The sequence below is a fragment of the uncultured Anaerovibrio sp. genome (genome assembly GCF_947302755.1).
Lineage (GTDB): Bacteria > Bacillota > Negativicutes > Selenomonadales > Selenomonadaceae > Anaerovibrio.
The window spans coordinates 14,375-36,861 of record NZ_CAMYWM010000008.1 but is presented as its reverse complement, the minus strand read 5'-3'; the positions used below and the strand labels follow the sequence as shown (position 1 = coordinate 36,861).

General features: G+C 50.7%; 20 protein-coding genes. 19 read left to right on the top strand and 1 reads right to left on the bottom strand.

Annotation, left to right across the window (positions count from 1 at the left end):
* Nucleotides 1–249: 249 nt before the first annotated feature.
* On the bottom strand, nucleotides 250–1,041 hold the full coding sequence (locus tag Q0Y54_RS01865) for a carbon-nitrogen family hydrolase (protein ID WP_297963714.1): 792 nt from the start codon (nucleotides 1,039–1,041) through the stop codon (nucleotides 250–252).
* A 341-nt stretch (nucleotides 1,042–1,382) separates the two neighbouring features.
* On the opposite strand from Q0Y54_RS01865, the gene Q0Y54_RS01860 reads away from it, so the two are divergent.
* From Q0Y54_RS01860 to Q0Y54_RS01770, 19 genes are all read left to right on the top strand, one after another.
* The gene (locus Q0Y54_RS01860) at nucleotides 1,383–1,577 is read left to right on the top strand and encodes a DUF951 domain-containing protein (protein ID WP_297963712.1); all 195 of its coding nucleotides are present in this window, start codon (nucleotides 1,383–1,385) and stop codon (nucleotides 1,575–1,577) included.
* Between the two features lie 110 nt (nucleotides 1,578–1,687).
* Complete coding sequence (locus Q0Y54_RS01855; protein WP_297963710.1) at nucleotides 1,688–2,800, top strand: hypothetical protein; 1,113 nt, start codon at nucleotides 1,688–1,690, stop codon at nucleotides 2,798–2,800.
* A gap of 13 nt (nucleotides 2,801–2,813) precedes the next feature.
* Nucleotides 2,814–3,287 carry a hypothetical protein gene (locus tag Q0Y54_RS01850; protein ID WP_297963708.1) on the top strand — a complete coding sequence of 158 codons (474 nt, stop codon included), beginning with the start codon at nucleotides 2,814–2,816 and terminating at the stop codon, nucleotides 3,285–3,287.
* A 287-nt stretch (nucleotides 3,288–3,574) separates the two neighbouring features.
* Nucleotides 3,575–4,879, top strand: coding sequence for an S-layer homology domain-containing protein (locus Q0Y54_RS01845; RefSeq protein WP_297963706.1), 1,305 nt, complete (start codon nucleotides 3,575–3,577; stop codon nucleotides 4,877–4,879).
* A 141-nt stretch (nucleotides 4,880–5,020) separates the two neighbouring features.
* Nucleotides 5,021–6,760 (top strand): bifunctional diguanylate cyclase/phosphodiesterase, encoded by a 1,740-nt coding sequence (locus tag Q0Y54_RS01840; protein WP_297963703.1) that lies wholly within the window; start codon nucleotides 5,021–5,023, stop codon nucleotides 6,758–6,760.
* A gap of 297 nt (nucleotides 6,761–7,057) precedes the next feature.
* Nucleotides 7,058–8,257 (top strand): ADP-forming succinate--CoA ligase subunit beta, encoded by a 1,200-nt coding sequence (gene sucC, locus Q0Y54_RS01835; RefSeq protein ID WP_297963701.1) that lies wholly within the window; start codon nucleotides 7,058–7,060, stop codon nucleotides 8,255–8,257.
* 14 nt (nucleotides 8,258–8,271) lie between these two features.
* Nucleotides 8,272–9,174, top strand: coding sequence for a succinate--CoA ligase subunit alpha (gene sucD, locus Q0Y54_RS01830; RefSeq protein ID WP_297963699.1), 903 nt, complete (start codon nucleotides 8,272–8,274; stop codon nucleotides 9,172–9,174).
* A gap of 200 nt (nucleotides 9,175–9,374) precedes the next feature.
* A complete protein-coding gene (locus Q0Y54_RS01825; RefSeq protein ID WP_297963697.1) occupies nucleotides 9,375–10,394 on the top strand; it encodes a rod shape-determining protein in 1,020 nt (339 codons plus the stop codon).
* 21 nt (nucleotides 10,395–10,415) lie between these two features.
* Entirely contained in the window at nucleotides 10,416–11,225 is an 810-nt protein-coding gene (locus tag Q0Y54_RS01820; protein ID WP_297963695.1) for a flagellar hook-basal body protein, read from the top strand.
* 278 nt (nucleotides 11,226–11,503) lie between these two features.
* Complete coding sequence (gene flgG / locus Q0Y54_RS01815; RefSeq protein WP_297963694.1) at nucleotides 11,504–12,295, top strand: flagellar basal-body rod protein FlgG; 792 nt, start codon at nucleotides 11,504–11,506, stop codon at nucleotides 12,293–12,295.
* Nucleotides 12,295–13,041 carry a flagellar basal body P-ring formation chaperone FlgA gene (gene flgA, locus Q0Y54_RS01810; protein ID WP_297963692.1) on the top strand — a complete coding sequence of 249 codons (747 nt, stop codon included), beginning with the start codon at nucleotides 12,295–12,297 and terminating at the stop codon, nucleotides 13,039–13,041. Before flgG ends, flgA begins: the two co-directional genes overlap by 1 nt.
* A gap of 42 nt (nucleotides 13,042–13,083) precedes the next feature.
* On the top strand, nucleotides 13,084–13,674 hold the full coding sequence (locus Q0Y54_RS01805) for a flagellar basal body L-ring protein FlgH (RefSeq protein WP_297963690.1): 591 nt from the start codon (nucleotides 13,084–13,086) through the stop codon (nucleotides 13,672–13,674).
* 26 nt (nucleotides 13,675–13,700) lie between these two features.
* Nucleotides 13,701–14,816: a flagellar basal body P-ring protein FlgI gene (locus Q0Y54_RS01800; protein WP_297963688.1), complete on the top strand. Its 1,116-nt coding sequence runs from the start codon at nucleotides 13,701–13,703 to the stop codon at nucleotides 14,814–14,816.
* 12 nt (nucleotides 14,817–14,828) lie between these two features.
* Nucleotides 14,829–15,305 carry a rod-binding protein gene (locus Q0Y54_RS01795; protein WP_297963687.1) on the top strand — a complete coding sequence of 159 codons (477 nt, stop codon included), beginning with the start codon at nucleotides 14,829–14,831 and terminating at the stop codon, nucleotides 15,303–15,305.
* Nucleotides 15,306–15,388: 83 nt separating this feature from the next.
* Nucleotides 15,389–16,864, top strand: a complete 1,476-nt coding sequence (locus Q0Y54_RS01790; protein ID WP_297963685.1) for a phosphodiester glycosidase family protein — start codon at nucleotides 15,389–15,391, stop codon at nucleotides 16,862–16,864.
* A 273-nt stretch (nucleotides 16,865–17,137) separates the two neighbouring features.
* A complete protein-coding gene (locus Q0Y54_RS01785; RefSeq protein WP_297963683.1) occupies nucleotides 17,138–19,555 on the top strand; it encodes a SpoIVB peptidase S55 domain-containing protein in 2,418 nt (805 codons plus the stop codon).
* 110 nt (nucleotides 19,556–19,665) lie between these two features.
* Entirely contained in the window at nucleotides 19,666–20,439 is a 774-nt protein-coding gene (locus Q0Y54_RS01780) for an ABC transporter permease (RefSeq protein WP_297963681.1), read from the top strand.
* A 15-nt stretch (nucleotides 20,440–20,454) separates the two neighbouring features.
* A complete protein-coding gene (locus Q0Y54_RS01775) occupies nucleotides 20,455–21,195 on the top strand; it encodes an ABC transporter ATP-binding protein (protein ID WP_297963679.1) in 741 nt (246 codons plus the stop codon).
* Nucleotides 21,195–22,475, top strand: coding sequence for an MlaD family protein (locus Q0Y54_RS01770; RefSeq protein WP_297963676.1), 1,281 nt, complete (start codon nucleotides 21,195–21,197; stop codon nucleotides 22,473–22,475). The genes Q0Y54_RS01775 and Q0Y54_RS01770 overlap by 1 nt, the downstream gene beginning before the upstream one ends.
* Nucleotides 22,476–22,487: the final 12 nt, after the last annotated feature.

Genomic DNA, 22,487 nt, shown 5'->3' with positions numbered 1-22,487 from the left:
GCAGGTATATTAAGGGATTGTTCCAGAATTTATGCTGGGAAAGTTGAGTATTTAAATAAGATAACGGCAGTGACAGTTTCCTTTCACTCAGCTGTGGTACTAAAAATATTGTTTTTCAACTATTTGAATAGCAAGAAAAATTATAATTTTTCTTACTAATGCAGGTATGAAAAAAATATTTTCTGACGCACCACAGCTTAATGTTCAAGTAAACTGCCCCTGCCGTTTTTTCTATTACTGTATTCTTAGTTAGTAAATCTCTGGTCTCCGGTCCTTAAATACATCGATGGTCTCGTGTATTTTATGCTGCATGGCGATGCGCAGGTTGGCCTGAATAATTTCTCCTTCCAAATGGGTGGTGGAGGCCTGGGCCAGGATTTCCCCCCAGGGGTCGATGATGGCGGAGCTGCCCCCCAGGTGGAAGTCATTGTCATCCGGATTGGAAATGCCGTTGACTGCCACCACAAACATCTGATTTTCAATAGCCCGGGCCCGTACCAGGGTGTCCCAGTGTACAATCCGTTCTATAGGCCAGGCGGCGGGAATAAACAGGACGCTGATTTCCTCCAGGGCCAGCTTGCGGATAAATTCGGGAAACCGCAAGTCATAGCAGATGGCCAGACCGCATTTCACTCCATCCAGCACAAAGGTCACGGCCCTGTTCCCCGCCGCAAAATCCTCAGCCTCCCCTGAGGGGGAAAAAAGATGGACCTTGTCGTAGGTGGTGACCAGATGGCCGGACCGGTTAAATACGTAGCTGGAATTGTAGATTTTCCCACCCCGGTTTACCGCCACGGAGCCCGCCACAATATTTACCATATACCTTTTCGCCAGGGCGGACATGGTTTTTACAATGCTGTCCCCATCCAAATCGGCAAACTGCTGGACAGGCTGCGGATAAAAGCCGGTGGTCCACAGCTCCGGCAGGACTATGACATCCGGCCGCCGGGAGACGGTCTCATTGACCATGCGCTCCATTACAGTTGTATTGTGTAGTCGGTTGCCCAGCAGAATGGGCAGCTGGATAGCAGATACCTTCATAATTTTTTTGCTCCTTTAATTCCATGTTAACGGGCTCCGGGACTGCCTTATAACGCCATTGTTCAAATTTTTCTTCTTTAGAAGAAAAATCTTCCAATTAGCGTTTCAACGAGCTGGGAGATATGCTCGCCAGCTGTTGTAGTTTGTTTTCCCCCACCTAAAGAGGTGGGGGACATCTTAAAGCTCGTTATATCAGGTGGCGGTTCCGTACTCAGCTAAGCAACAGAAAAAATTCGGCTTAATTCACAGGCTCTCGTTAAAAACCTATCTAAATTAAGTCTTCATTTCATGGGTTATTGCCATTGGCTTAAAAAATCTGTACAATTGTATTAGGTGATTTTATGGAAAAAATAGAAATTGCAATTGGTGACGTGGTGCGCATGAAGAAGCCCCATCCCTGCGGCAGCCGCCTGTGGGAGATAAACCGGGTGGGGATGGATATCGGCCTCATATGCCAGGGGTGTGGTCATTTCGTCATGCTGCCCCGGGTGAAATTCAATCGCCTGGTTCGGGAAAAATTGGCAAAGCCGCAATAAATATGACACAACTAAGTATAACACAATTGTTATATAAATTCTATTTCAGGCTATGAAGCCTAGTGGAACTGTGGGACAATGGTACCTGTTGCTTGAGGGGGACCAACCTTATGATAAAAAATAAGTCGACAACGAATATATGGCGGAATAAATGGCTGGTGTCCATTGTGGTGGGACTGGTGGTGGCCGGAGGGGTTTTTATGGGCCTGATGGGGGTCTATCACTATGTCCATCGGACCAATTTGGCCAGAACCCAGGAGACTGCTGACGAGTACGGGGCCAGTCTCCAGCTGATAACCCGGGGCCTTACGGCGGACACCATACGGCTGGCCGATATGGCCCGGCAGCAGCGGACCAGTGATGCCTGGTTCCTGCCGGCCGCCCAGTCCGTGCTGGGAAATGGCAGTCACGCCACCGGGGTACAGTACAGTCCCATGGGGCGGCCCCCTATGTCCTCCCCGGCCGGGTTCAGCATAGGCGGGGATCCGGGACTGGCGGCGGCCTTTGCCAAGCTGCAGGAGGAGGCCATGCGGGGGGATGGGGTTTCCATGGTGGTGGGGCCCGTTACCCGCCAGGACGGCACCATGGTGGTTATTGCCATGTCCCCGGTGCTGGCCTTTAACTCCCGTACCAGCCAATTCGACTATATCGGCAACGTATCGGTGACCATGAAGCTGCCCGATGTGATCGTCAATGAGGCCTATCAGGCCCTGCAAAATTCCGGGGACAGCTACGCCCTGTACGGCAACAATAAGAATTTGGAAAATGATGGCCTTATTGCCTGCTCCGAGACAGAGGTGGAAGGGGAATTTGCCTCGGCCTCGGCCCGGGTTCCCGGGGGCTATTGGCAGGTAAGGATGGCCCCCCAGGACAGCTGGACCCGGCAGGGCAGCACCGTGGGCATGGGGGCCGGGGCAGTTCTTGGCCTTATATTTGGTGGCCTGACCTTCCTGCTTATGAAGAGCCGGGAGCCGAAGGCAGTGTCTGCCACCTTGCCGAAGGGGGCCACGGCGGGGGAGTCACTGCCCACGGAGGAGGTTCCCGAGGAGGAACTGGATGATATAGAGCGGGCCCTGCTGAAGCGGCGCCGCTTCCATGAGGAATATGCCCGGACCCACGGCGGGGAGTCGGGAAGAGAGTATGTATTAAAGGACAAGGTAACCCAGGAAGCTGGGGAAAATGAGGACAATGGAGCTAAACAGGATGATGAACAGGAAAAATAAAATTTTTAAAGCCTTGAATAAAGGAGCTGTGGCCATGCTGGCTGCCGCCTTTGCTTTGACCCTGGGGCTGATGGCCCCGTATTCGCCGCCCTGTCACGGGGAGCCCCTGCATCGGGTGGACCGCCATTTTGTGGACAGTGTGGATTATACCGGGTATTATGTGGACGTAAACACCATACAAAAAGAGGGAAACCTGGTAATGGCCGATGTATATATGGTAAAGGCCCTGTACAATACCATGTATTGCTACGGGGTGGTATACAACCTTAATGATCAGTCCTACCAATACGGTTATACGAAAATTTACCAATACGATACCCGTCGGCTCACCAGCTACAGCGAGGTGCCATCCATGGTGTACGGCTATGCCAATGCGGCCATGGGCAACAATATGGTAATGGCCGAGGTGCTGCGCTTTTGCCAGGAATACCGTCCCGGGAAGCTGGACACCAGCAACAATACAGATGTGGGGGAAATGCTGGAATAAACCTCATCCGCCCTTCGGGCACCGACGGAGCTCTGCTCCTAGTACCCGAATGGTGCTTCTCCAGAGGGGAAGGCTTTTATATTAAAACGAGATTAAAATTGTATAAGCAATAAATTAATTTTACCAAAAACAGTTGCATTATAAATTTGATTGTGTTATTATACCTATGTATCAGGAACCGAGGAGGGCTTGAAGAGCGAGGGAACATGGATACTCGCGGATAAGAGCTTCTGAGGACCTCCTGATGTCGCATATTAATTATTTATTTTAAAGGAGGAGTTTTTATTATGAAGAAGACTCTCGTATCCGCTTTGACTACCGCATTGGTAGTAGGCGCTGCTTCCACTACTTTTGCAGCTGCCAATCCTTTCGCTGATGTTCCTGCTGACCACTGGGCTTATGATGCAGTTTCCGAGCTGCAGGCCAAGGGCGTAGTTAATGGTTATGCCATTGACAACACCTTCCGTGGCAACCAGAACATGACCCGTTATGAAATGGCTCAGATCGTAGCCAAGGCTATGGCTAAGATCGAGAGCGGTGACTCTGCTTCCAAGGCTATGGTTGACAAGCTGGCTGCTGAGTTCCGTGATGAGCTGGCTAACCTGGGTGTTCGCATGGACGATCTGGAGTCCCGTATGGACAATGTAAAGCATAGCGGCTTCATCCGTTATCGTTGGGCTAGAACTGGCGGCAATGCGCAGGATGGTAAAAACTTCGAAGGCTGGGGGGGAAATGGTCGCGACGAGCAGTTCATCCGCTTCCGTTTGAACAGCGCAGTTAAGATCAATAAGAATGTTGATGGTATGGCTCGTGTTGAGTGGAACCACGATGCAGACACTGATACTGATACCTTTAGAGGTGCTGAAATCCAGCGTTTGTGGGTACATGGCAAGGTTGGTACCACTGATATCTATGCTGGTAAGCTGAATCCTATGGATCATTCCCCATTCCTCCACGGTCTGGTATTCGATGAGGCCATTACCGGTGGTGAGGTAACCTTCAACAAGGCTATGGGTAAGAACGGCAAGATCTCTTGGACTATCGATGCCGGCAAGAGCTCTCAGACTAAGGTTTTTGCTAATGCTGATGCTAATACCCGTATTCTCGGTACTCATGTAAAGTATGTAAATGGCAAGTTCGATGCTAATGTTGGTTACTACAATTTCAGCAATGGCCTTTTGGGGTTTGATAACACTGACTCTGTTGGTCTTTGGGGTGTTGGTCTCGGTTATAAGGCTGGCGACTTCTACATCACTGGCGATTATTCCCGTGCCAATAAGGAATTGTTGAACTTTGGTAAGGACGCTTACAACATCCAGGTTAACTACAAGGGTGCCAAGGAGTCCGTACCTCATTCCTGGGGTGCTTATGTAGGCTATCAGAAGCTGAGCCCAACTGCTTCTCCATTCCCTACCTATGATACCGTTTACTACAATAACTGGATTGGTACTAAGGGCTGGAAGATCGGCGTTGACTACACCTTCATGAAGAACATCGTTGGTTCCGTACAGTACTTCGATGGCAAGGTTGTAGGCCGCGACAACAACGACAAGGCTAAGAAGATCTTCACTCAGGTAACCTTCTCCTTCTAATCTGAATTAGAACGGAATTTAGTTACTGACTAAACAAACTAAACCTGCTACCAGGTAAAACTGGTGGCAGGTTTTTTCTTGTATAAAAAGGAAAATAGCCATATTTGTTGAATAAGTACAGAAGAGATGGAAAATAGCTTTTTGTATTGCGTTGGAGCTGCGGCTCCGGGAAATGTGGTGAAAAATATGACTGAACGATCCGTAATGCTGATAGTGGATGATGTGGAAATAAACCGGGCCATTTTGTCCCAGTTTTTCCAAAGCGAATATGAAATATTGGAGGCCCCTAACGGAAGGAAGGCATTGGATATTCTGGAGTCCCGTAATGTGGATATTATACTTCTGGATTTAATCATGCCGGTAATGGGGGGCATGGAGCTGCTGGGGGTAATGCACAAGCACCCCCGGTTCCAGGATATTCCCGTGGTGGTTACCACCTCCCAGGGGCTGCTGAACAGCGAAATTCAGGCCCTGGAAAACGGGGCAGCGGACTATATCACCAAGCCATATAATCCCATAGTGGTTCAATGTCGGGTCCGGAACGTTATGGCCCGGCAGGAAAATGAGTGGCGGAAGGAGCGTCAGCGGCTGCAGGCGGAGAAAATCAGTGCCATGCAGACCATTATTGAAACAGATCAGCTGACGGGACTGTACAACCATCATACCATGCTGACCAAGACGGCAGAGCTTATACAGGAGAACCGCTCCACCCAGTACTGCATCGTGTATTTGGATATCAGCTGCTTCAAGGTTATCAATGAGCTCTTTAATATGGAAACCGGGGATATGATATTGAAGACGGCAGCGGCCTACTTCAAGACGGTGGTTGGCACCCAGGGCCTGGCGGCCCGTATATCGGCGGACCAATTTGCCATTTGTATGCCGGAAAATGCCCTGGATATGGAGCTGATGATTCAGGGGTTGGATGCGGTTATGCGCTCCCTGTCAGTATATCGGAGCATTATGTTTTATGCCGGCATATTTACAGTGGATAACGTGTATCTCACCGTAAATAAAATGCTGGATCGGGCCCATATGGCCATGAATACGGTAAAGGGAAATTATAACCGCCGGTTTGCCTACTATGATGAGCAGCTGAGCACGGCCCTTATGGAGGAGCAGATGCTGGTACGGGACATGGAGGGAGCCCTGGACAACGATAATTTCTGTATTTACCTTCAGCCCATCTACGACTGTAATACCAATAAAATTAAATCGGCAGAGGCCCTTATTCGCTGGAATCACCCTCAGCGGGGGATGATCAGTCCCGGGGTCTTTATCCCCGTCTTTGAAAAAAACGGGTTTGTCACCAGACTGGACCGGTTCGCCTGGGAGTCGGCCTGCCGTTTCCTGAGCCGTCAGCGGGATAATGGCCTGGAGGTGGTGCCCATTTCCGTAAACGTATCCCGGGTCAATATGTACGACCAGAATTTTGTGGATTTCATGACCTCCCTGTTGGCCAAGTACGATTTGGAGCCCTGGATGCTGCGGATAGAAATGACGGAGTCCGCCTATGTGGACAATCCCAATCAGATGGTGAAAATTCTTCGCCGGCTGAGGAATGCCGGCTTTACGGTGCTGATGGACGATTTTGGCAGCGGCTATTCCTCCCTGAATATGCTGAAGAATATTGCCATGGATATTTTGAAGCTGGATATGAAGTTTGTCCAGGATATTGAAACCTCCCCCAAGGCGGCTATCATCATGAAGAGTATTGTGAATATGGCCCACGAGCTGGGGATGGAGGTTATTGCCGAGGGGGTGGAGACCGAGCCTCAGCTGGATTTCCTGCGGAATATTGGCTGTAAGCTGGTACAGGGCTATTATTATGCCAAGCCCATGGCTGCCGATGAATTTATGAAAAAGCTAATGTCTGACTAATTTTTATTGAAATGGAACAAATATATTAGTTTGTCAAACGAATTACCTATTTTTTTATCATTTTTGCAAGAAAAACAGATAAATGTAGACAATTTCCCGAAAAAGTTATATGATGTATTTGTTAGCAGGGGTATTTCAATGAGACTTATTCAGTGGGAGATTTATTCTCACACTGGATGTAGTCGAATTAATCCAGAGCTTACGGGTGCTTAGCTCCTGTCTAAGAGGAGAGGGGCTTAGCACCCGTTAGCGTGGGAACCTATACTTTACGGGGTAAATTTGAGGAGGACAGAAAAGATGAACATTCATGAGTATCAGAGCAAACAGGTCCTGAGAGAATTTGGTGTTAATGTACCAAATGGTAAGCCTGCCTTCAGCGTTGAAGAGGCTGTGGAGGCTGCCAAGGAGCTGGGCTCTAAGGTAACTGTTGTTAAGGCACAGATTCATGCCGGTGGCCGTGGTAAGGCCGGCGGTGTAAAGATTGCCAAGAATCTGGACGAGGTTAAGGCTTATGCTACTGAGCTGCTGGGTAAGATTTTGGTTACTCATCAGACTGGTCCAGAGGGCAAGAAGGTTAATCGTCTTCTCATTGAGGAAGGCTCCAATATAGCAAAAGAGTATTACCTGAGCTTTGTAAATGATCGTTCCACTGCTAAGATCGTTATGATTGGCTCCGAAGAGGGCGGTATGGAAATCGAGAAGGTAGCTGCCGAGTCTCCTGAGAAGATTATCAAGGAGTACATTGATCCGGCTATCGGCCTTGCTCCATTCCAGGCTACCCGCATGGCTTACAAGATGAACTTTAAGCCAGAGGCTATCAAGAAGGCCTCCGCTACCATGATTAAGCTGTACAACGCCTTTGTTGGCAAGGACTGCAGCCAGGTTGAGATTAATCCATTGGTTGTTACTGCCGAGGATGATGTAATCTGCCTGGATGCCAAGCTGAACTTTGATGACAGCGGCTTGTTCCGTCATCCTGATATTGTTGAGCTTCGTGATGAAACTGAAGAGGATCGCAAGGAGCTGTGGGCTTCCAACGAGGGTCTGAACTACGTTAACCTGGGCGGCGACGTTGCTTGCATGGTTAATGGTGCAGGCTTGGCCATGGCTACTGTAGATATTTTGAAATATTATGGCGGTGAGCCAGCAAACTTCCTGGATGTAGGCGGCAGCTCCACTCCGGAAAAGATTGCCACTGCCTTTGAGATTATGCTTGATGGTGGCCAGGCCAAGGGTATTTTCGTAAATATCTTTGGTGGTATCAACAAGTGCGATGTTATTGCCGAAGGCATCCAGAAGGCTGCTCAGATTATTGCTGAGAAGACCGGTCAGGATGGCATCCCAGTTCCAGTAGTTGTTCGACTCGAAGGTACCAATGTTGAGCGCGGTCGTCAGATTCTCACCGAGAAGCCTGTTAAGAACGTATTCATGGCTCCTACCATGGAGGGCGGCGCTCAGGATATCGTTAAGCGTGTTGAAGAAGCTAAGAAGAACTAAGGAGGTCTGCTGAAATGGGTGTTTTAATTAATAAGGATACAAAGGTAATTGTACAGGGTATAACTGGTAAGACCGCCGCCTTCCATACCAAGCAGATGCTGGAATATGGCACCAAGGTTGTGGCTGGTGTTACTCCTGGTAAGGCTGGTCAGAAGGTAGAGGGCGTTCCTGTATTTGATACTGTTGAGGATGCTGTAAAGGCTACCGGTGCCACTGCTTCTGTAATTTTCGTTCCTGCCCGCTTTGCTGCTGATTCCATCATGGAGGGCGTTGAGGCTGGCTTGGATTTGGTTGTATGTATCACTGAGCATGTTCCTGTTCAGGATATGATAAAGGTTCGTCGCTACATGGAGGGCAAGAAGACCCGTCTTATCGGTCCTAACTGCCCAGGTATCCTGACTGTTGATGAAGCCAAGATGGGTATTATCCCAGGCTACATTCATAAGAAGGGCCATGTAGGTGTTATCTCCCGCTCCGGTACCTTGACCTATGAGGCTACCTTCCAGCTGTCCAACGCTGGTATTGGTCAGACTACTGCCATTGGTATCGGTGGTGACCCTATTAAGGGTACTGACTTCATCGATGCTCTGAAGCTCTTTAATGAGGATGATGAGACCAAGGCTATCATGATGATTGGTGAGATCGGTGGTACTGCTGAGGAAGAGGCTGCCCAGTGGATTAAGGAGAACATGAAGAAGCCAGTTATTGCCTTCATCTCCGGTGTTCAGGCGCCTCCGGGAAAACGTATGGGCCATGCCGGTGCTATTATCGCCGGCGGCAAGGGTACTGCAGCTGACAAGATTAAGGCTTTGAACGCTGTTGGTATTCCTGTAGCTGAGACTGTAGCTGCCATGGGTGAGACTGTGGTTAAGAAGCTGAAGGAAGCCGGCATTTACGACGAGTGCCATACCTGCTGATAGCTTAAAATAATATATCATATGAAAAGTCTGGGAGCTTTTGCCCCCAGACTTTTTTCGTGCAAGGGCTTCGTGGGAAACACAGTTTCCCACGAAGCTTATTGAAAAATTCTTCCGTTTATTATATAGTTATACTGTATAAATAGAATGGTTGGGGTGCGTGCAGCACACTGGCGTGTGTTTGGAAGGAAGATTGCATTATGTTTGGCATGTCGATGGATATTGGTGTTGATTTGGGCACAGCAAATGTGCTGATATATATAAAGGGCAAGGGCGTGGTGTTGAGAGAGCCATCGGTGGTGGCCGTGGACCGGGATACCAATCGGGTTCTGGCCGTGGGCGAGGAGGCCCGCCAGATGATTGGCCGTACTCCGGGAAATATAGTGGCTATCCGTCCCCTGCGGGATGGGGTTATCAGCGATTATGATATTACGGAGGCTATGCTGCGGTACTTTATTGAGAAGGTTACGGGGCATAGACTGGTTATCCGCCCCCGGATTATGATTTGTGTTCCCTCCGGGGTTACCATGGTGGAGCAGCGGGCGGTACAGGAGGCGGCCGAGCAGGCCGGAGCCAGAAGGACCTTCCTCATAGAGGAGCCCTTGGCGGCTGCCCTGGGAGCCGGTCTGGATATTTCTGAGGCCTGCGGCAATATGGTGGTGGATATTGGTGGCGGTACCACTGATGTGGCGGTTATCAGCCTGGGTGGTGTTGTGGCCAGTGACAGCCTGCGGGAAGCAGGGGACAGCTTCGACGAGGCCATTATCGATTACGTCAAGCGCAATTTCAACCTGATGATTGGTGAGCGTACGGCAGAGAATATCAAGATATCCATTGGGGCCGCCTTCCCGGGCTCCCGCAATGGTACACTGGAGGTCAAGGGACGGGACATGCTCAGCGGTTTGCCGAAGCTGGTGGAAATGACCACGGATCAGGTGGCAGAGGCCCTGGCTTCACCGGTAAACAAGATTGTGGACTGCGTAAAGAAGGTGCTGGAGGAATGTCCGCCGGAGCTGGCAGCGGATATCATGGATCGGGGAATAGTCCTGACCGGCGGCGGAGCCATGCTCTATGGCCTGGATGATCTTATTCACCGGGAAACCAGAATTTCGGTGGGACTGGCTGACGATGCCATGTCCTGTGTGGCCCTGGGCACCGGCAAGGCCCTGGAAAATATTGATAGGCTGGATGATAAACGGTCTATTTCCTTTTGGAAATAGCTTTTAATAGGAGGAGTTATTATGTGGCGGGGATTATATACGGCTGCTACGGGAATGATTACGGAATCATACCGGACAGATACCATAGCCAACAATTTGGCCAATGCCAATACCACCGGCTTTAAGCGGGATGATGCGGTAAGCAGTGAATTTGAGCCGATGCTTATCCGTAAAATAGATGATTTGTCCAAGACTCAGCGGGATGTGACCACCTTCAAGGGCTTTTCCCTGAATAATAACGCTCCCATTGTGGGGGAGCTGGGCATGGGCTCCAAGATAGATGAAATAGCCACGGATTATTCCCAGGGCTCCTTCCAGACCACCGGCAATCCATTGGATTTGGCCATTTCAGGGGATGGGTATTTTATGATTAATACACCCCAGGGCCAACGCTTTACCCGGGATGGTAATTTTTACCGTTCAGCCAGGGGACGCCTGGTGAATGTCAGCGGCTATGAGGTGCTGGATAATCGCGGCCGGCCCATAGATATTCCTGAGGAGGCTGCCACAGTTATTATTGGCCCTACCGGTAATATGACGGCTGACGGCAATCCGGTGGCCCAGGTGGGCTTGTTTGAATTTCAGGGCGGCAACAAGGCCATGACCAAGGTGGGGGACAATCTGTATCGTCCCATTGACCCCAATAACCGTCGGATGGCGGCCACCGGGGAAATCCAGCAGGGAGTGCTGGAGCGGTCCAATACCAATATCGTTTCGGAGATGGTAAACCTGATAGCCAATTACCGGGCCTATGAGGCCAATTCCAAGGCCGTTACCACCCAGGATACTATGATTGAGAAATCAGTGAATGAAGTGGGACGGAATATGTAATTCATAATTCGGAATTCGTAATTCGGAATGCGGAATTTATAATTTGTGCTTCGCGACTTGTAAGCGGGGAGTGGGGTTAATAGTTTCTTAATGTAACCATTAAGTAAATCTAAGGTTTTGACGATATACTATGATGAATTAAAGCAGTTTTTTAGTACGAAATCTTAGCGAATAAATCCAAAGGCTGGAGATGAGCTTTAGATTTCGTGTAATGGCGTAGTGCCAAATATCATTTTGCACGTAGTTTATTCTGTTCAATAAATGGAGGTTTTTGCCTTATGATGAGATCATTATGGTCTGCTGCGTCCGGCATGAAGGGCCAGCAGAAGCAGATGGATGTTCTTTCCCATAATATTGCCAATGTTAATACCACCGGTGCCAAGCCTCAGCGGGCGGAGTTTCAGGATCTGATTTATCAGAATCTGCGGGCTGCCGGTGCTGAAAGCGGTGACGGTACCACCTATCCAACGCCGTTGCAGATCGGTTTGGGGACCAAGCTGGCCGCCACCAACCGCATTTTTACCCAGGGTAATATTCAGATTACCGATAATCTGACGGATATTGCCATTGAGGGGGATGGCTTCTTCCAGATTCTCATGCCGGATGGAACCACCGGATATACCCGTGACGGTTCCTTTAAAATCGACGAAAACCGCAATCTGGTAACTACTGAGGGCTATCCGCTGCTGCAGAATATTCAGCTGGATGCCAATGCACCCAGTGATTCCATAACCATTTCCGGCTCCGGTGTGGTTTCTGACACCCCAGTGGGCGGCGAGCCTACGGTGGTGGGGCAGATTGAGCTGGCCCGCTTCCTTAATCCGGCCGGTCTGAGATCCATCGGCAAGAATTTGTTTGTGGAGACGGCGGCCTCCGGTCAGCCGCTGGCCAGCAATCCAGGGGTGGACGGGGCCGGTACCCTGGTGCAGAGTGCCCTGGAGATGTCCAGTGTTCAGATTGTGGATGAAATGGTTAATATGATTGTGGCACAGCGTGCCTACGAGTCCAATTCCAAGGCCATTACCACCTCGGATTCCATGCTGGAAATTGCCAATGGCCTGAAGCGTTGATGAATAGACTGATTGGCCTTCTGCTGGCGATATGCATTCTGTTGCCATGGTCGGCTTCCGAAGGAGCCGCAGTGGCGGTGACGCCTACTGAGCAGCTGCCCCAGGTCATATTCCGGGACAATCTTATTCAGCAGGCGACTATCGGTATAGAAAATTATTTGTTGGAGGGTGGCGAAGGTCGGCGGCATACCATTGAGGTGCTTAAGGTGCCGGTGGGACTGCGCCTGCCGCCGGGAACCATCAGCTACAGCACCAGCCTGCCCAATGGGGTCCGGTTTGCCAAGGGAACCCAGGTGAATGTGGCGGTGCTGCTGGATGGGCGAAGGTATGCCACCATGCAGTGTCTCATGAAGGTTCATGTGTTTGACATGATGGTGACTGCCAATAAGCAGCTTATCCAGGGCAAGGAGATTACCGCCGATGATTTGCGTATTGATGAACGGGAATACAAGGGCGGCAATTGGAACTATTTTACCGATATTAAGCAGGTGGTGGGCAAGGTTCCCCGTCGGGGTATTGGCCAGGGAGAGATTATTACCAGTGCCAATATTCAGAATCCGATTATTATTCATTCCGGTGCCCTGATAAATCTCAGCGGCGTGGTGAAGGGCATCAGGGTCACCACCCAGGGTAAGGCCATGGAAAACGGCCGGGTAGGGGATTTTATTACTGTTATGAATGTTGTGTCGGGAAAACGGGTACGGGCCAAGGTTATTGATGAAAACAACGTGGAAATTTCCCTTTGATATTGTAGTGAGCCAATGGTTGATTGGAGGCAGGTGGGCTTTATGAAATTTGTGTTGTCCGTGATTATGGGGGCAGTAATGTTTTTTCAGCTGGGGGTGATGGCTCCGGCTACGGCAGGTGCCGTCAGCCTGTGGAGTGACGATGCCAGGAATTTCTTTTCCGACCGCAGGGCAGGCCAGGTGGGGGATCTGGTGACGATTATTATCAATGAGCGGGCCAGCATGACCTCTACCAAGGATTCCAACAATTCCAAGAATGGCAACCAAAATCTGAGTGCCGGCGTAGGTATTTTTGATTTTCTGGCGGCGGCCAGTGCCAGCCAAAATGACAGCTTCAGTGCCAAGGGCAGTGCCACCAATTCCAATACCGCTTCCGGTACGGTGACGGTTACGGTGGTGGATGTGGCGCCTAATGGTAATTTGATTATTGAGGGTACCCAGTCCATTTGGAATAACAAGAATGAGCATAAGATTACCCTTCAGGGAATTATTCGCCCGGAGGATATAAGCTATCTTAATACGGTGCCTTCCAGCAAGGTGGCGGAGGCCACCCTGAAATTTGATGGCAAGGGTCCGCTTAATGCCAAGCAGAGACAGGGAATTATTACCCAGATTTTCAATTTCCTGTTCTAATGTACAGTGGATACTGGAGGATTAGCATGAAATATATTGTCAGGATAGTATCACTGGTGCTGTGCCTGTGTGTGATGGCCACCGGTGTGGTATTTGCCGACAGTGCAACTACCAGAATAAAGGATATTGCCAAGGTCCAGGGGGTTCGCTCCAACCAGCTGGTGGGCTACGGCTTGGTGGTGGGCCTTAATGGTACCGGGGATTCCAACAAGATGACGCCCACTATTCAGTCCATTGGCAACATGATGAAGGCCTTTGGGGTATTGTTTGATACCGGTGGCCTGAAGCCAAAGAATGTGGCAGCGGTAATCGTGACTGCCACTTTGCCGCCCTTCGTAAGGGAAGGTGACAATATTGATATTACGGTATCCTCCATTGGCGACGCCTCCAGTATTCAGGGGGGAACGCTGGTACAGACTCCCCTGAAGGCGGCTAACGGCATTGTCTATGCCGTAGCCCAGGGGGCTGTGTCCACCGGCGGCTTTGTGGCCGGACGGGGTAATGGGTCAGCCCAGAAGAATTTCCCTACGGTGGGTACCACCCCTAATGGGGCCATTGTGGAGCGCACTGTGGAGGATGATTTGTCCGAGCTGGGGGGGAAGCTGTCCCTGTCCCTCAACAAGGCGGATTTCACCACCGCCAGCCGGGTGGCGGCCGCCATCAACGGCAGCTTTGGGGGCATTGCCAGAGCCGCTAATCCGGGACGGGTGGATGTGACTATTCCCGCCTTTTACCGCAAGGATGTGGTGGATTTTGTGGCCAGCCTGGAGGAGCTTTACGTGACCCCGGACAATGTGGCCAAGGTAGTGGTCAACGAGCGGACCGGAACCATTGTAATGGGGGGAGATGTGTCAGTGGACAGCATCGCCATTACCCAGGGTGGTCTCAGCGTAAAAATCGCCAAGGAAACTGAGGTAAATCAGCCGGAGCCATTCAGTATGGGCCGTACCGTGGTGACCAAGGAGGAAACCACCGAGGTGGAGGAGCAGACGGCAAATTCCATCGTCCTGCCGGCTACAGCCAATATTAATGATATTGTGGGAGCCCTTAATGCAGTAGGGGCTACCCCAAGGGATATTATTTCCATTTTGCAGGCCATCAAGGCCTCCGGAGCTCTTCATGCAGAGCTGGAGATTATCTAGGCAGGTGATAATATGCATATCGAAAATATAAACAGCAGCTGGGTATTGGCCCAGCAGGCCAAGGATCAGGGGACCAAGGCAGTGCAGGAGGCAGAGGGCTTTGCCGATGAGCTGAAGCGGGCCCGGGAATATGTGGCCCACCCCCACAAGCAGGCCACGGACCCTACGGGAAAGCTGACCCCGGAGGAGCTGGCCTATGATAAGAAGCTGCGGGAGGCCTGTCAGGGTTTTGAGGCCATGTTCCTGAACATGATGTATCGGGAGATGCGGTCAACGGTGCCGGAAAACAGCCTCTTTGGGGATTCCAATGCAGATAAGATTTTGCAGGATATGCGGGATACGGAAATGGTCAATCAGATGGCCAAGGCCGGTGGCGTTGGGTTGGCTGATGTACTGTACAAGCAGCTGACCATGGAGGACAAGGCCAAGGCGGACATGTCAGCAAGGGCAGCTGATATGAGCCGGGAGGAGAAGGTTGTACGGACCTGATTGTGGAGGATGAATGAATGGGGCTATTGCGGTTGTGGCAGTAGCCCCTTTAGTTGTATATATTTTATAGGAGCAGTGTAACGATGATTTTCAGCAAAAAAAAGATGACAGCAGTTATTTTGGCCGCAGCTCTGGCTATGCATGCAGCTGGCTGGGGAGAGAGTGTTTCCTATGGTGCACCCAAGACCATTGTGAACAAGCCGGCAGTTCAGACGAAACAATCGGTGAAGCAGGACAGTGCAGGCACGGTTCTGCACAATATCCGGGTGGGGGACAATGCCACCTATACCCGGGTGGTGCTGGATTTAAGTAATGCCAAGAAGTATTCAACGGTATACGAAAATAACAATACCCGTCTGGTAATTAATATTGACGGTGTTTCCACTAAATTGACTGAGGCCCCGGCAGGCCGGGGAGCCGTAAAGGATCTGATCCTGGGCAAATACGGTGATACGCTGCAGGTTATTGTGGATATGCAGGCCGCTATGCCCAACAAGGTATATACCTTGAAATATCCCAACCGCATTGTAATAGATATAAACAAGGAATATGAGGAGGAGTCCCTTAATCAGGTGGAGGAGGGCCTTCTGAAGGGTAAGTACGTGCGGGTAGATGGCCGGGGCATGCTGACGGCCTATATGCTGGATGTTGATCCGGCCAAGTTCGATGTTACCATGGCCCTGGGGGCCGGCAAGGTGTCCTCGGGTCTCCGGAAGCTGACCTCCATAGCCAGCAGCAACGGGGCAGTGGCCGGAGTAAATGGGGGTTATTTTGACTGGAGCGGGGATTTTCTCATCGGTGATATACGGATTAATGGGAAGACGGCGGGAATTGGTACCCAGAATCGCACCGGCCTCATTAAGCGCAAGGACGGCTCCTACGACATCGGCCGGGGAAATTATTCCGGGGCCATGAAGGTTAACGGCCGCAGTATATCCTTCTGGGGCGTAAATTGTCCACGGGGCACTGATTCCATTGTTATGTATAATTCCCTGTACGGCAATACCACCGGTACCAATGAGTTCGGTACGGAATATGTGGTGGTCAATGGCCGGGTCCAGGCCATCAACAAGGGGAACAGCGTGATTCCGGCCAATGGTACGGTGGTTTCGGTCCACGGTCAGTCCCAGGCCTATTTTGCCGGGATTAAGGTAGGGGATCGGGCTGTGATTGAGGAAGGCTTTGGCCCTGAGGTGGGGGATGCTCCTGATTTTTATGGGGCAGGTCCTCAGCTGGTAGCCAATGGCCAGGTAAGCGTGGCCTCCAATGCGGAGCAGTTTGGCAATGATGTGGCCGGTGGCCGGGCACCCAGAACAGCGGTGGGCTTAAAGGATAATGGTCATTTGCTGCTGATGGTGGTGGATGGCCGCCAGAGTCACAGTATCGGGGCCTCCCTGACGGAGATGGGCCAGCTGCTGGTGAAATACGGGGCAGTGAAGGGCTTTAATCTGGATGGCGGCGGTTCCTCAGAGATGATTGTGAATAACCAGATTGTGAACAGTCCGTCTGAGGGTGTGGAGCGACGGATTGGCAATGCGGTGCTGGTAAAGCGCAAATAGGGTCATATATACAGGGACGGTTTTCTGGCCAGGTAATAGAGATGGGGACTGCTATTTTTAGCGGCGGCACTGCCTGCTAAAGCTACCAGCCCCCATTTTTCGTCATTGTTCAAAAAATCTTCCCCGATCATGTTAAAGGGTTCAGGAAACCATATCGGTCCATGAAATTTGTTACTATCGTTTTTTGGTCAGATATACTATAATGTTAGTTGTATGTTGTGATTGATAACGAAATCCTAAGAGGTGATTACTATAAAAAAGTTTTTATATAGATTGAAGAAAAAGGCGTTGGCTGGGGGGATTGCCCTAAGTCTGAGCCTTGGTTCTTTGTGCTGGGCCATGCCGGAGATTATGCCCCTTACCCAGGTTATGCCGGGGATGACGGGGACGGGCTATACCATTATTGACCAAAGTGGTGAAATAAGGTCCTTTGATGTGAGCGTGGTGGGGGTAAATGGCAGCAGCAGCAAGCTGGCCTCTCCCCGTATTTTAGTGGATTTGTCCGGTGAAATGATAAGCACCACCGGCGGTATAGTATCCGGTATGAGCGGCAGTCCAATTTATGTGGACGGCAAGCTGATAGGAGCGGCTTCCGCCACCTTTAATAATGTGTACCTGGATAAGCGGGTCATGGTTACGCCTATTGAGTACATGCTGAAGCTGTGGGATTTGCCGGATAACAAGAATAAGTCGGAGCTTCCTCAGGTGGATTTGAAGAAGCTGCGGGAGGAAGCGGCCAAGAAGGCCGAAGAGGAAAAGAAGGCCGAAGAGGATAAAAAAGCTGAGACAGAGGAAAAGTCCGGGGCTGATAAAAAAGCTGAGGCTGATAAAAAGGGTGAGGCGGAAGTAAAGGCTGAGACTGATAAAAAGCCTGAGACGGCCCAAAAGTCCGAGATTGATAAAAAGGCTGAGACGGAAGTAAAAGCTGAGACTGATAAAAAGGCTGAAACTGATAAAAAGGTGAAGGCTGATAAAAAGTCTGAGGCAGAAACAAAGGCCGATACTGATAAAAAGGATGAGATGGAAGTAAAGTCTGGGGCTGACAAAAAGTCCGAGACTGATAAAAAGTCCGAGACTGATAAAAAGTCCGAGACTGATAAAAAGACTGAGTCCGATAAAAAGGCTGACGCCGATAAAAAGGCTGAGACTGATAAAAAGCCTGAGGAAAACAGGGAAAAGGGTGGCCAGGAGGCGACCAATAAAGATAATACCCACAGTGAGGCGGCCCAGGAGGGTGCCAGTCAGGCTAATGCTGGTCAGGAGCCAGCTGTTGGTCATAGGGGGTATATAACCAAGGAGGAGCTGGAGGCCCAAAAGCAGGGCCAGGAGTCGGCACCGACGGCCAAGAAGGAGGATGACGACCAAATTCAGGAAAAGGCCTGGAAATTGGTTAACGGCTTTACAACTAAGGGCGTGGACTTTTTAAGTGATAAGCTGCCGGGTATGAAGCTGCGGGAGGTGGCCAATTGGAATTCCAATGCCAGTCCTGCCACCATAGATTACAACGCTTCCCTGGAGCCAGGCGGGGCCGTAGGTGTGGCTGAAATTGTGGGGGATTACTACATGGGGGCCATGGGTACCGTAACCGCCGTGGATGGTAAAAAGGTGCTGGCCTTTGGTCATGGTCACACCAATCGGGGCAATGTGAACTATTTCATGACAGGAGCCGACGTATTTTCCACGGCCCATGGTCCCTTGGATGGTATGAAAATCGGTCATATGACCTCGATTATTGGCCGGGTAAATCAGGACAGGATTGATGGGGTGGCAGGTATTTTGGGAGAATATCCCCAGAATGTGCCGGTTATTCTTACGGTAAACGACATCGATTTGGCCAATTCCCAGACCTATCATTCCCTGATAGCCTATGATGAGGAAGTGGTGCCGATCCTTACCACGGCCCTGGTATATGATTCCATGTATAAGACCATAGACCGGGAAATGGCCGGTACGGCCAGGGTGCATTTTGTGGTGCGCACCGACATGGGCGAGGAGGGCCGTATAGAGCGGACCAATATGTTCTACAGCGGTAATGATGTGGGCAAGCAGGCTGTGGGCGAGCTTAATGAAATCATGAATACCATCTGCAATAATAAGGACCGGGAGGCGGACATCTACGATGTTAAGGTGGATGTGTTCATCGGCGATCAGCGGATGACGGCGGCTATCTTATCGGCCACACCGGATAAAACCGAGGTGTGCCCAGGTGATAAGGTAATCTTTAAAACCAGCCTGAAGCCGTATCGTCAGGATAAGGTGACGGTGGAGGTGCCCTATACTGTACCCAAGACCCAGCTACCGGGAACCCTGAACCTGGATTTGCATGGTGGCGGTCTGGTTAATGTGGCCAAGCTGCTGCTGGCCCAGCAGGAGGGGGATGAGTCCCTGGAGGAGGATCAGAGCATCAAGACGGAGGCCAAGATTAAGGATATGCTGAAAACGCCCCACAACAATGACATTGTGGTGGAGCCGGCGGCAGCCCCCATTTTGACTGACGAGCAGCAACGGGCGGCCATCAAGGAGGCCATCAAGAAGTCCAAAATGCTGACGGAGGGCAGCAAAAAGCCGAAAAAGACCACGGCTGAGGATAATAAGCCGGTGGAGGCGGTGCAGTGTACTGCTACAGACTACGTTATTGAAAATGTGATACATACCACCTTGAAGGTTGTGGAGAAACAGGATGAAGACTGATATCATTATGACAGGCACTGGTTCCCCTTACTCAGGGGCCAGGGCGGCTGTGCTGACCCGGTAGGGAGCTGTCTGTTACGTGTATAGTGGTTGTATGGAGACTTTAAATTATGTTTGTCAGGTTTCTGGAAAAAATTGGTGCTTCCGTGCTGGAGCTGTTATATTTTATCGGCGATGTAATGCTGCTGTTCATCGGTACCCTTAAGGCCATACCAGCCAAAATCCGGGTGGGGCATATTGTTCATCAGATGTCCCATTTGGGGGTGGATACATTGCCCATCGTGTCCCTGACCATGATGTTTACCGGCATGGTTATGACCCTGCAGGTGGCCCATGAGTTCATCAAGATGGGGGCTGAGTCCACCGTTGGCGGCCTTATTGCCATTGCCATCGGCCGTGAGCTGGGGCCGGTATTGGTGGGGGTAGTAGCCGCCGGCCGGGTGGGTTCGGCCATGACAGCGGAAATCAGCACCATGAAGGTAACGGAGCAGATTGATGCCCTGCGGGTAATGGGCACCAATCCCCTGGGCTATCTGGTGGTACCCAGGATGCTGGCCTGTATGGCTATGGTACCCCTGCTTACCGTTTACGGTGATATAATTGGCGTAGTGGGTGGCTGGGGGGTAGCCAGATATTACGCCGGTATTTCCTCCTATGTATACATTGATTCCATTTCCAAGTACGCTGAGCTGAGTGATATGACCGGAGGCCTGGTAAAGGCCCTGGTCTTTGGGATAGTAATTGCGGTTTTAGGCTGTTATTACGGTATGAAGGCACCGGAGGGGGCCGAGGGTGTTGGCAAGGCCACCACCCGTTCCGTGGTAAGTGCCATTGTGGTAATATTTATGCTGAACGTATTCCTCTCCATGGTACTGTACAAGTGATAAGGGAGGGATACCATGATTAGGATAGAAAATGTAACCAAGTCCTTTGGGGACAAGGTGGTATTGGACAATATAAATCTGGAAATAAAGACGGGGGAAACCCTGGCCATTATCGGTGGCTCCGGCTCCGGCAAGAGTACATTGCTGCGGCTGATGATCGGTCTGGACCGGCCCACTGAAGGCCGGATATGGCTGATGGACAAGGATATCGCCCACATGGGGGAAAAGGAGCTGGATAAAATCCGGCTGCATATGGGCATGGTGTTTCAGTATTCGGCCCTGTTTGATTCCCTGACCGTGGGTGACAATGTGGCCTTTGGGCTGCGGGAGCACACGGATTACAGTGAAGAAAAAATCCAGCGCATTGTGCAGGAAAAGCTGGAGGTGGTGGGGCTGCCCGGGACGGAGGATATGATGCCCGGGGAGCTGTCCGGCGGTATGAAGAAACGGGTCAGTCTGGCCCGGGCCATTGCCTTTGGCCCGGAGATAATCTTTTATGATGAGCCAAGCTCCGGACTGGATCCCATTATGACGGACAAGATAGATGAGCTGATTATTTCCACCCAGAAGCGATTTGGTGTAACCTCGGTTGTGGTAACCCATGATATGGACAGTGCAATTCACATTGCTGACCGGATTGCCATGATTTATGAGGGGAAGCTTATTGCAGTGGAAGCGGTAGATAAATTTCGCAGATTAGAGGATCCGCGGGTTCGGGCCTTTTTACGGGGGCTGTATATTGGCAAGGAGGCATAATGGTGAACACAGAGGTTAAGGTGGGGGCCTTTACCGTGGAGGGATTGGCCCTGGTAATTGCTGTATTTGTTTTTCTCACCAATTTTAGTATTGGGGGAGAAAAAAGCTACAATTTGTATGTAGGCTTTACTCAGGCCATAGGCTTAACGCCGGGGAATGAGGTGGCCTATGCCGGTGTCAATATAGGCAGTGTGGAGAATATTACTCCAAGCGGCACCGGGGTTTTGGTTAAGGTAAAGATTAAGGACGAGGTGAAGATCCCCAAAAAGTCGGAATTCTCCATAACCTCCAACGGTGTTATGGGGGCCCGGTTCGTGAATATACAGCCGGACAAGGACAGCGATATGTCCGATTGCTATCAGCCTGATGACTATGTGGAGGGCAAGGGTGAGATCGGCATGGAAAATGTCATGGAGGGAATCAGTAAAGCCCTTCAACAGGTTCAGAAGCTGCTGGGCAACATGAATGATATTATCGGCGACAATGATACCAAGACGGCCTTGAAGGATATTTCCACCAATATGCGTCAGGTAACGGCCAATCTGAATGTTATGACGGCCTCCCTGTCTAGTGTGACGGTGAGCTCCCAGGAGGATATCCGCAATATGGCCCGGAACCTTAATATGATGACTGCCAGTCTTACCCGCAGTGCCAACAGCGTGGAGGATATGATAAATACCTTCAGCGGGGATGGGTCCACGGCAGAAAATTTGAAGCTGGCCGTAAATAATTTGTCGGAGGCCAGCGGCCGGATTAATAATATGGCCAAGTCCCTGGAGGGTGTGGTAACGGATCCCCAGGTGGCCGACGATTTGAAGCAGACCATCCACAATACCCGGAACCTTACTGAACGGGCTGACAATATGATGAACAAAATTTCCAGTATCAAGGTGGGAGGCGGCCTGGAGACCATGTACAGCGGCAATAATCACAAATGGTCCAGCAATTTTGACCTTGGCCTGTACAGTGGCAGCAGCTATGGAAAAATCGGCGTGTCAGATATTGGTGAGAAGAATTATTTCAATTTGCAGGGGGGAACCCGGTCAGATATGTTCGGAGTCCATGGCGGCATTATTGACAGCAGGGCCGGCCTGGGGGTGGATTTGTTTGGCGGCGACAAGGTGCAGCTTTCGGTGGATGCCTACGACCCCAATGAATTTAAGCTGCGGTCCCGGCTGCAGTTTGAGGTGGCCCCCGATACCTACCTGTTTACCCAGGTAAATGACATTAACCGCAGTCGTACCAGGGCCACCTATTTTGGCCTGCGGCGCAGCTTTTAGTTGAATATTTTA

Bases quoted from the DNA above. Each gene is read 5' to 3' on its own strand.
- Q0Y54_RS01865 (WP_297963714.1), bottom strand. From the start codon at position 1,041: ATGAAGGTATCTGCTATCCAGCTGCCCATTCTGCTGGGCAACCGACTA.
- Q0Y54_RS01860 (WP_297963712.1), top strand. From the start codon at position 1,383: ATGGAAAAAATAGAAATTGCAATTGGTGACGTGGTGCGCATGAAGAAG.
- Q0Y54_RS01855 (WP_297963710.1), top strand. From the start codon at position 1,688: ATGATAAAAAATAAGTCGACAACGAATATATGGCGGAATAAATGGCTG.
- Q0Y54_RS01845 (WP_297963706.1), top strand. From the start codon at position 3,575: ATGAAGAAGACTCTCGTATCCGCTTTGACTACCGCATTGGTAGTAGGC.
- sucC (WP_297963701.1), top strand. From the start codon at position 7,058: ATGAACATTCATGAGTATCAGAGCAAACAGGTCCTGAGAGAATTTGGT.
- sucD (WP_297963699.1), top strand. From the start codon at position 8,272: ATGGGTGTTTTAATTAATAAGGATACAAAGGTAATTGTACAGGGTATA.
- Q0Y54_RS01825 (WP_297963697.1), top strand. From the start codon at position 9,375: ATGTTTGGCATGTCGATGGATATTGGTGTTGATTTGGGCACAGCAAAT.
- Q0Y54_RS01820 (WP_297963695.1), top strand. From the start codon at position 10,416: ATGTGGCGGGGATTATATACGGCTGCTACGGGAATGATTACGGAATCA.
- flgG (WP_297963694.1), top strand. From the start codon at position 11,504: ATGATGAGATCATTATGGTCTGCTGCGTCCGGCATGAAGGGCCAGCAG.
- flgA (WP_297963692.1), top strand. From the start codon at position 12,295: ATGAATAGACTGATTGGCCTTCTGCTGGCGATATGCATTCTGTTGCCA.
- Q0Y54_RS01805 (WP_297963690.1), top strand. From the start codon at position 13,084: ATGAAATTTGTGTTGTCCGTGATTATGGGGGCAGTAATGTTTTTTCAG.
- Q0Y54_RS01800 (WP_297963688.1), top strand. From the start codon at position 13,701: ATGAAATATATTGTCAGGATAGTATCACTGGTGCTGTGCCTGTGTGTG.
- Q0Y54_RS01795 (WP_297963687.1), top strand. From the start codon at position 14,829: ATGCATATCGAAAATATAAACAGCAGCTGGGTATTGGCCCAGCAGGCC.
- Q0Y54_RS01790 (WP_297963685.1), top strand. From the start codon at position 15,389: ATGATTTTCAGCAAAAAAAAGATGACAGCAGTTATTTTGGCCGCAGCT.
- Q0Y54_RS01780 (WP_297963681.1), top strand. From the start codon at position 19,666: ATGTTTGTCAGGTTTCTGGAAAAAATTGGTGCTTCCGTGCTGGAGCTG.
- Q0Y54_RS01775 (WP_297963679.1), top strand. From the start codon at position 20,455: ATGATTAGGATAGAAAATGTAACCAAGTCCTTTGGGGACAAGGTGGTA.
- Q0Y54_RS01770 (WP_297963676.1), top strand. From the start codon at position 21,195: ATGGTGAACACAGAGGTTAAGGTGGGGGCCTTTACCGTGGAGGGATTG.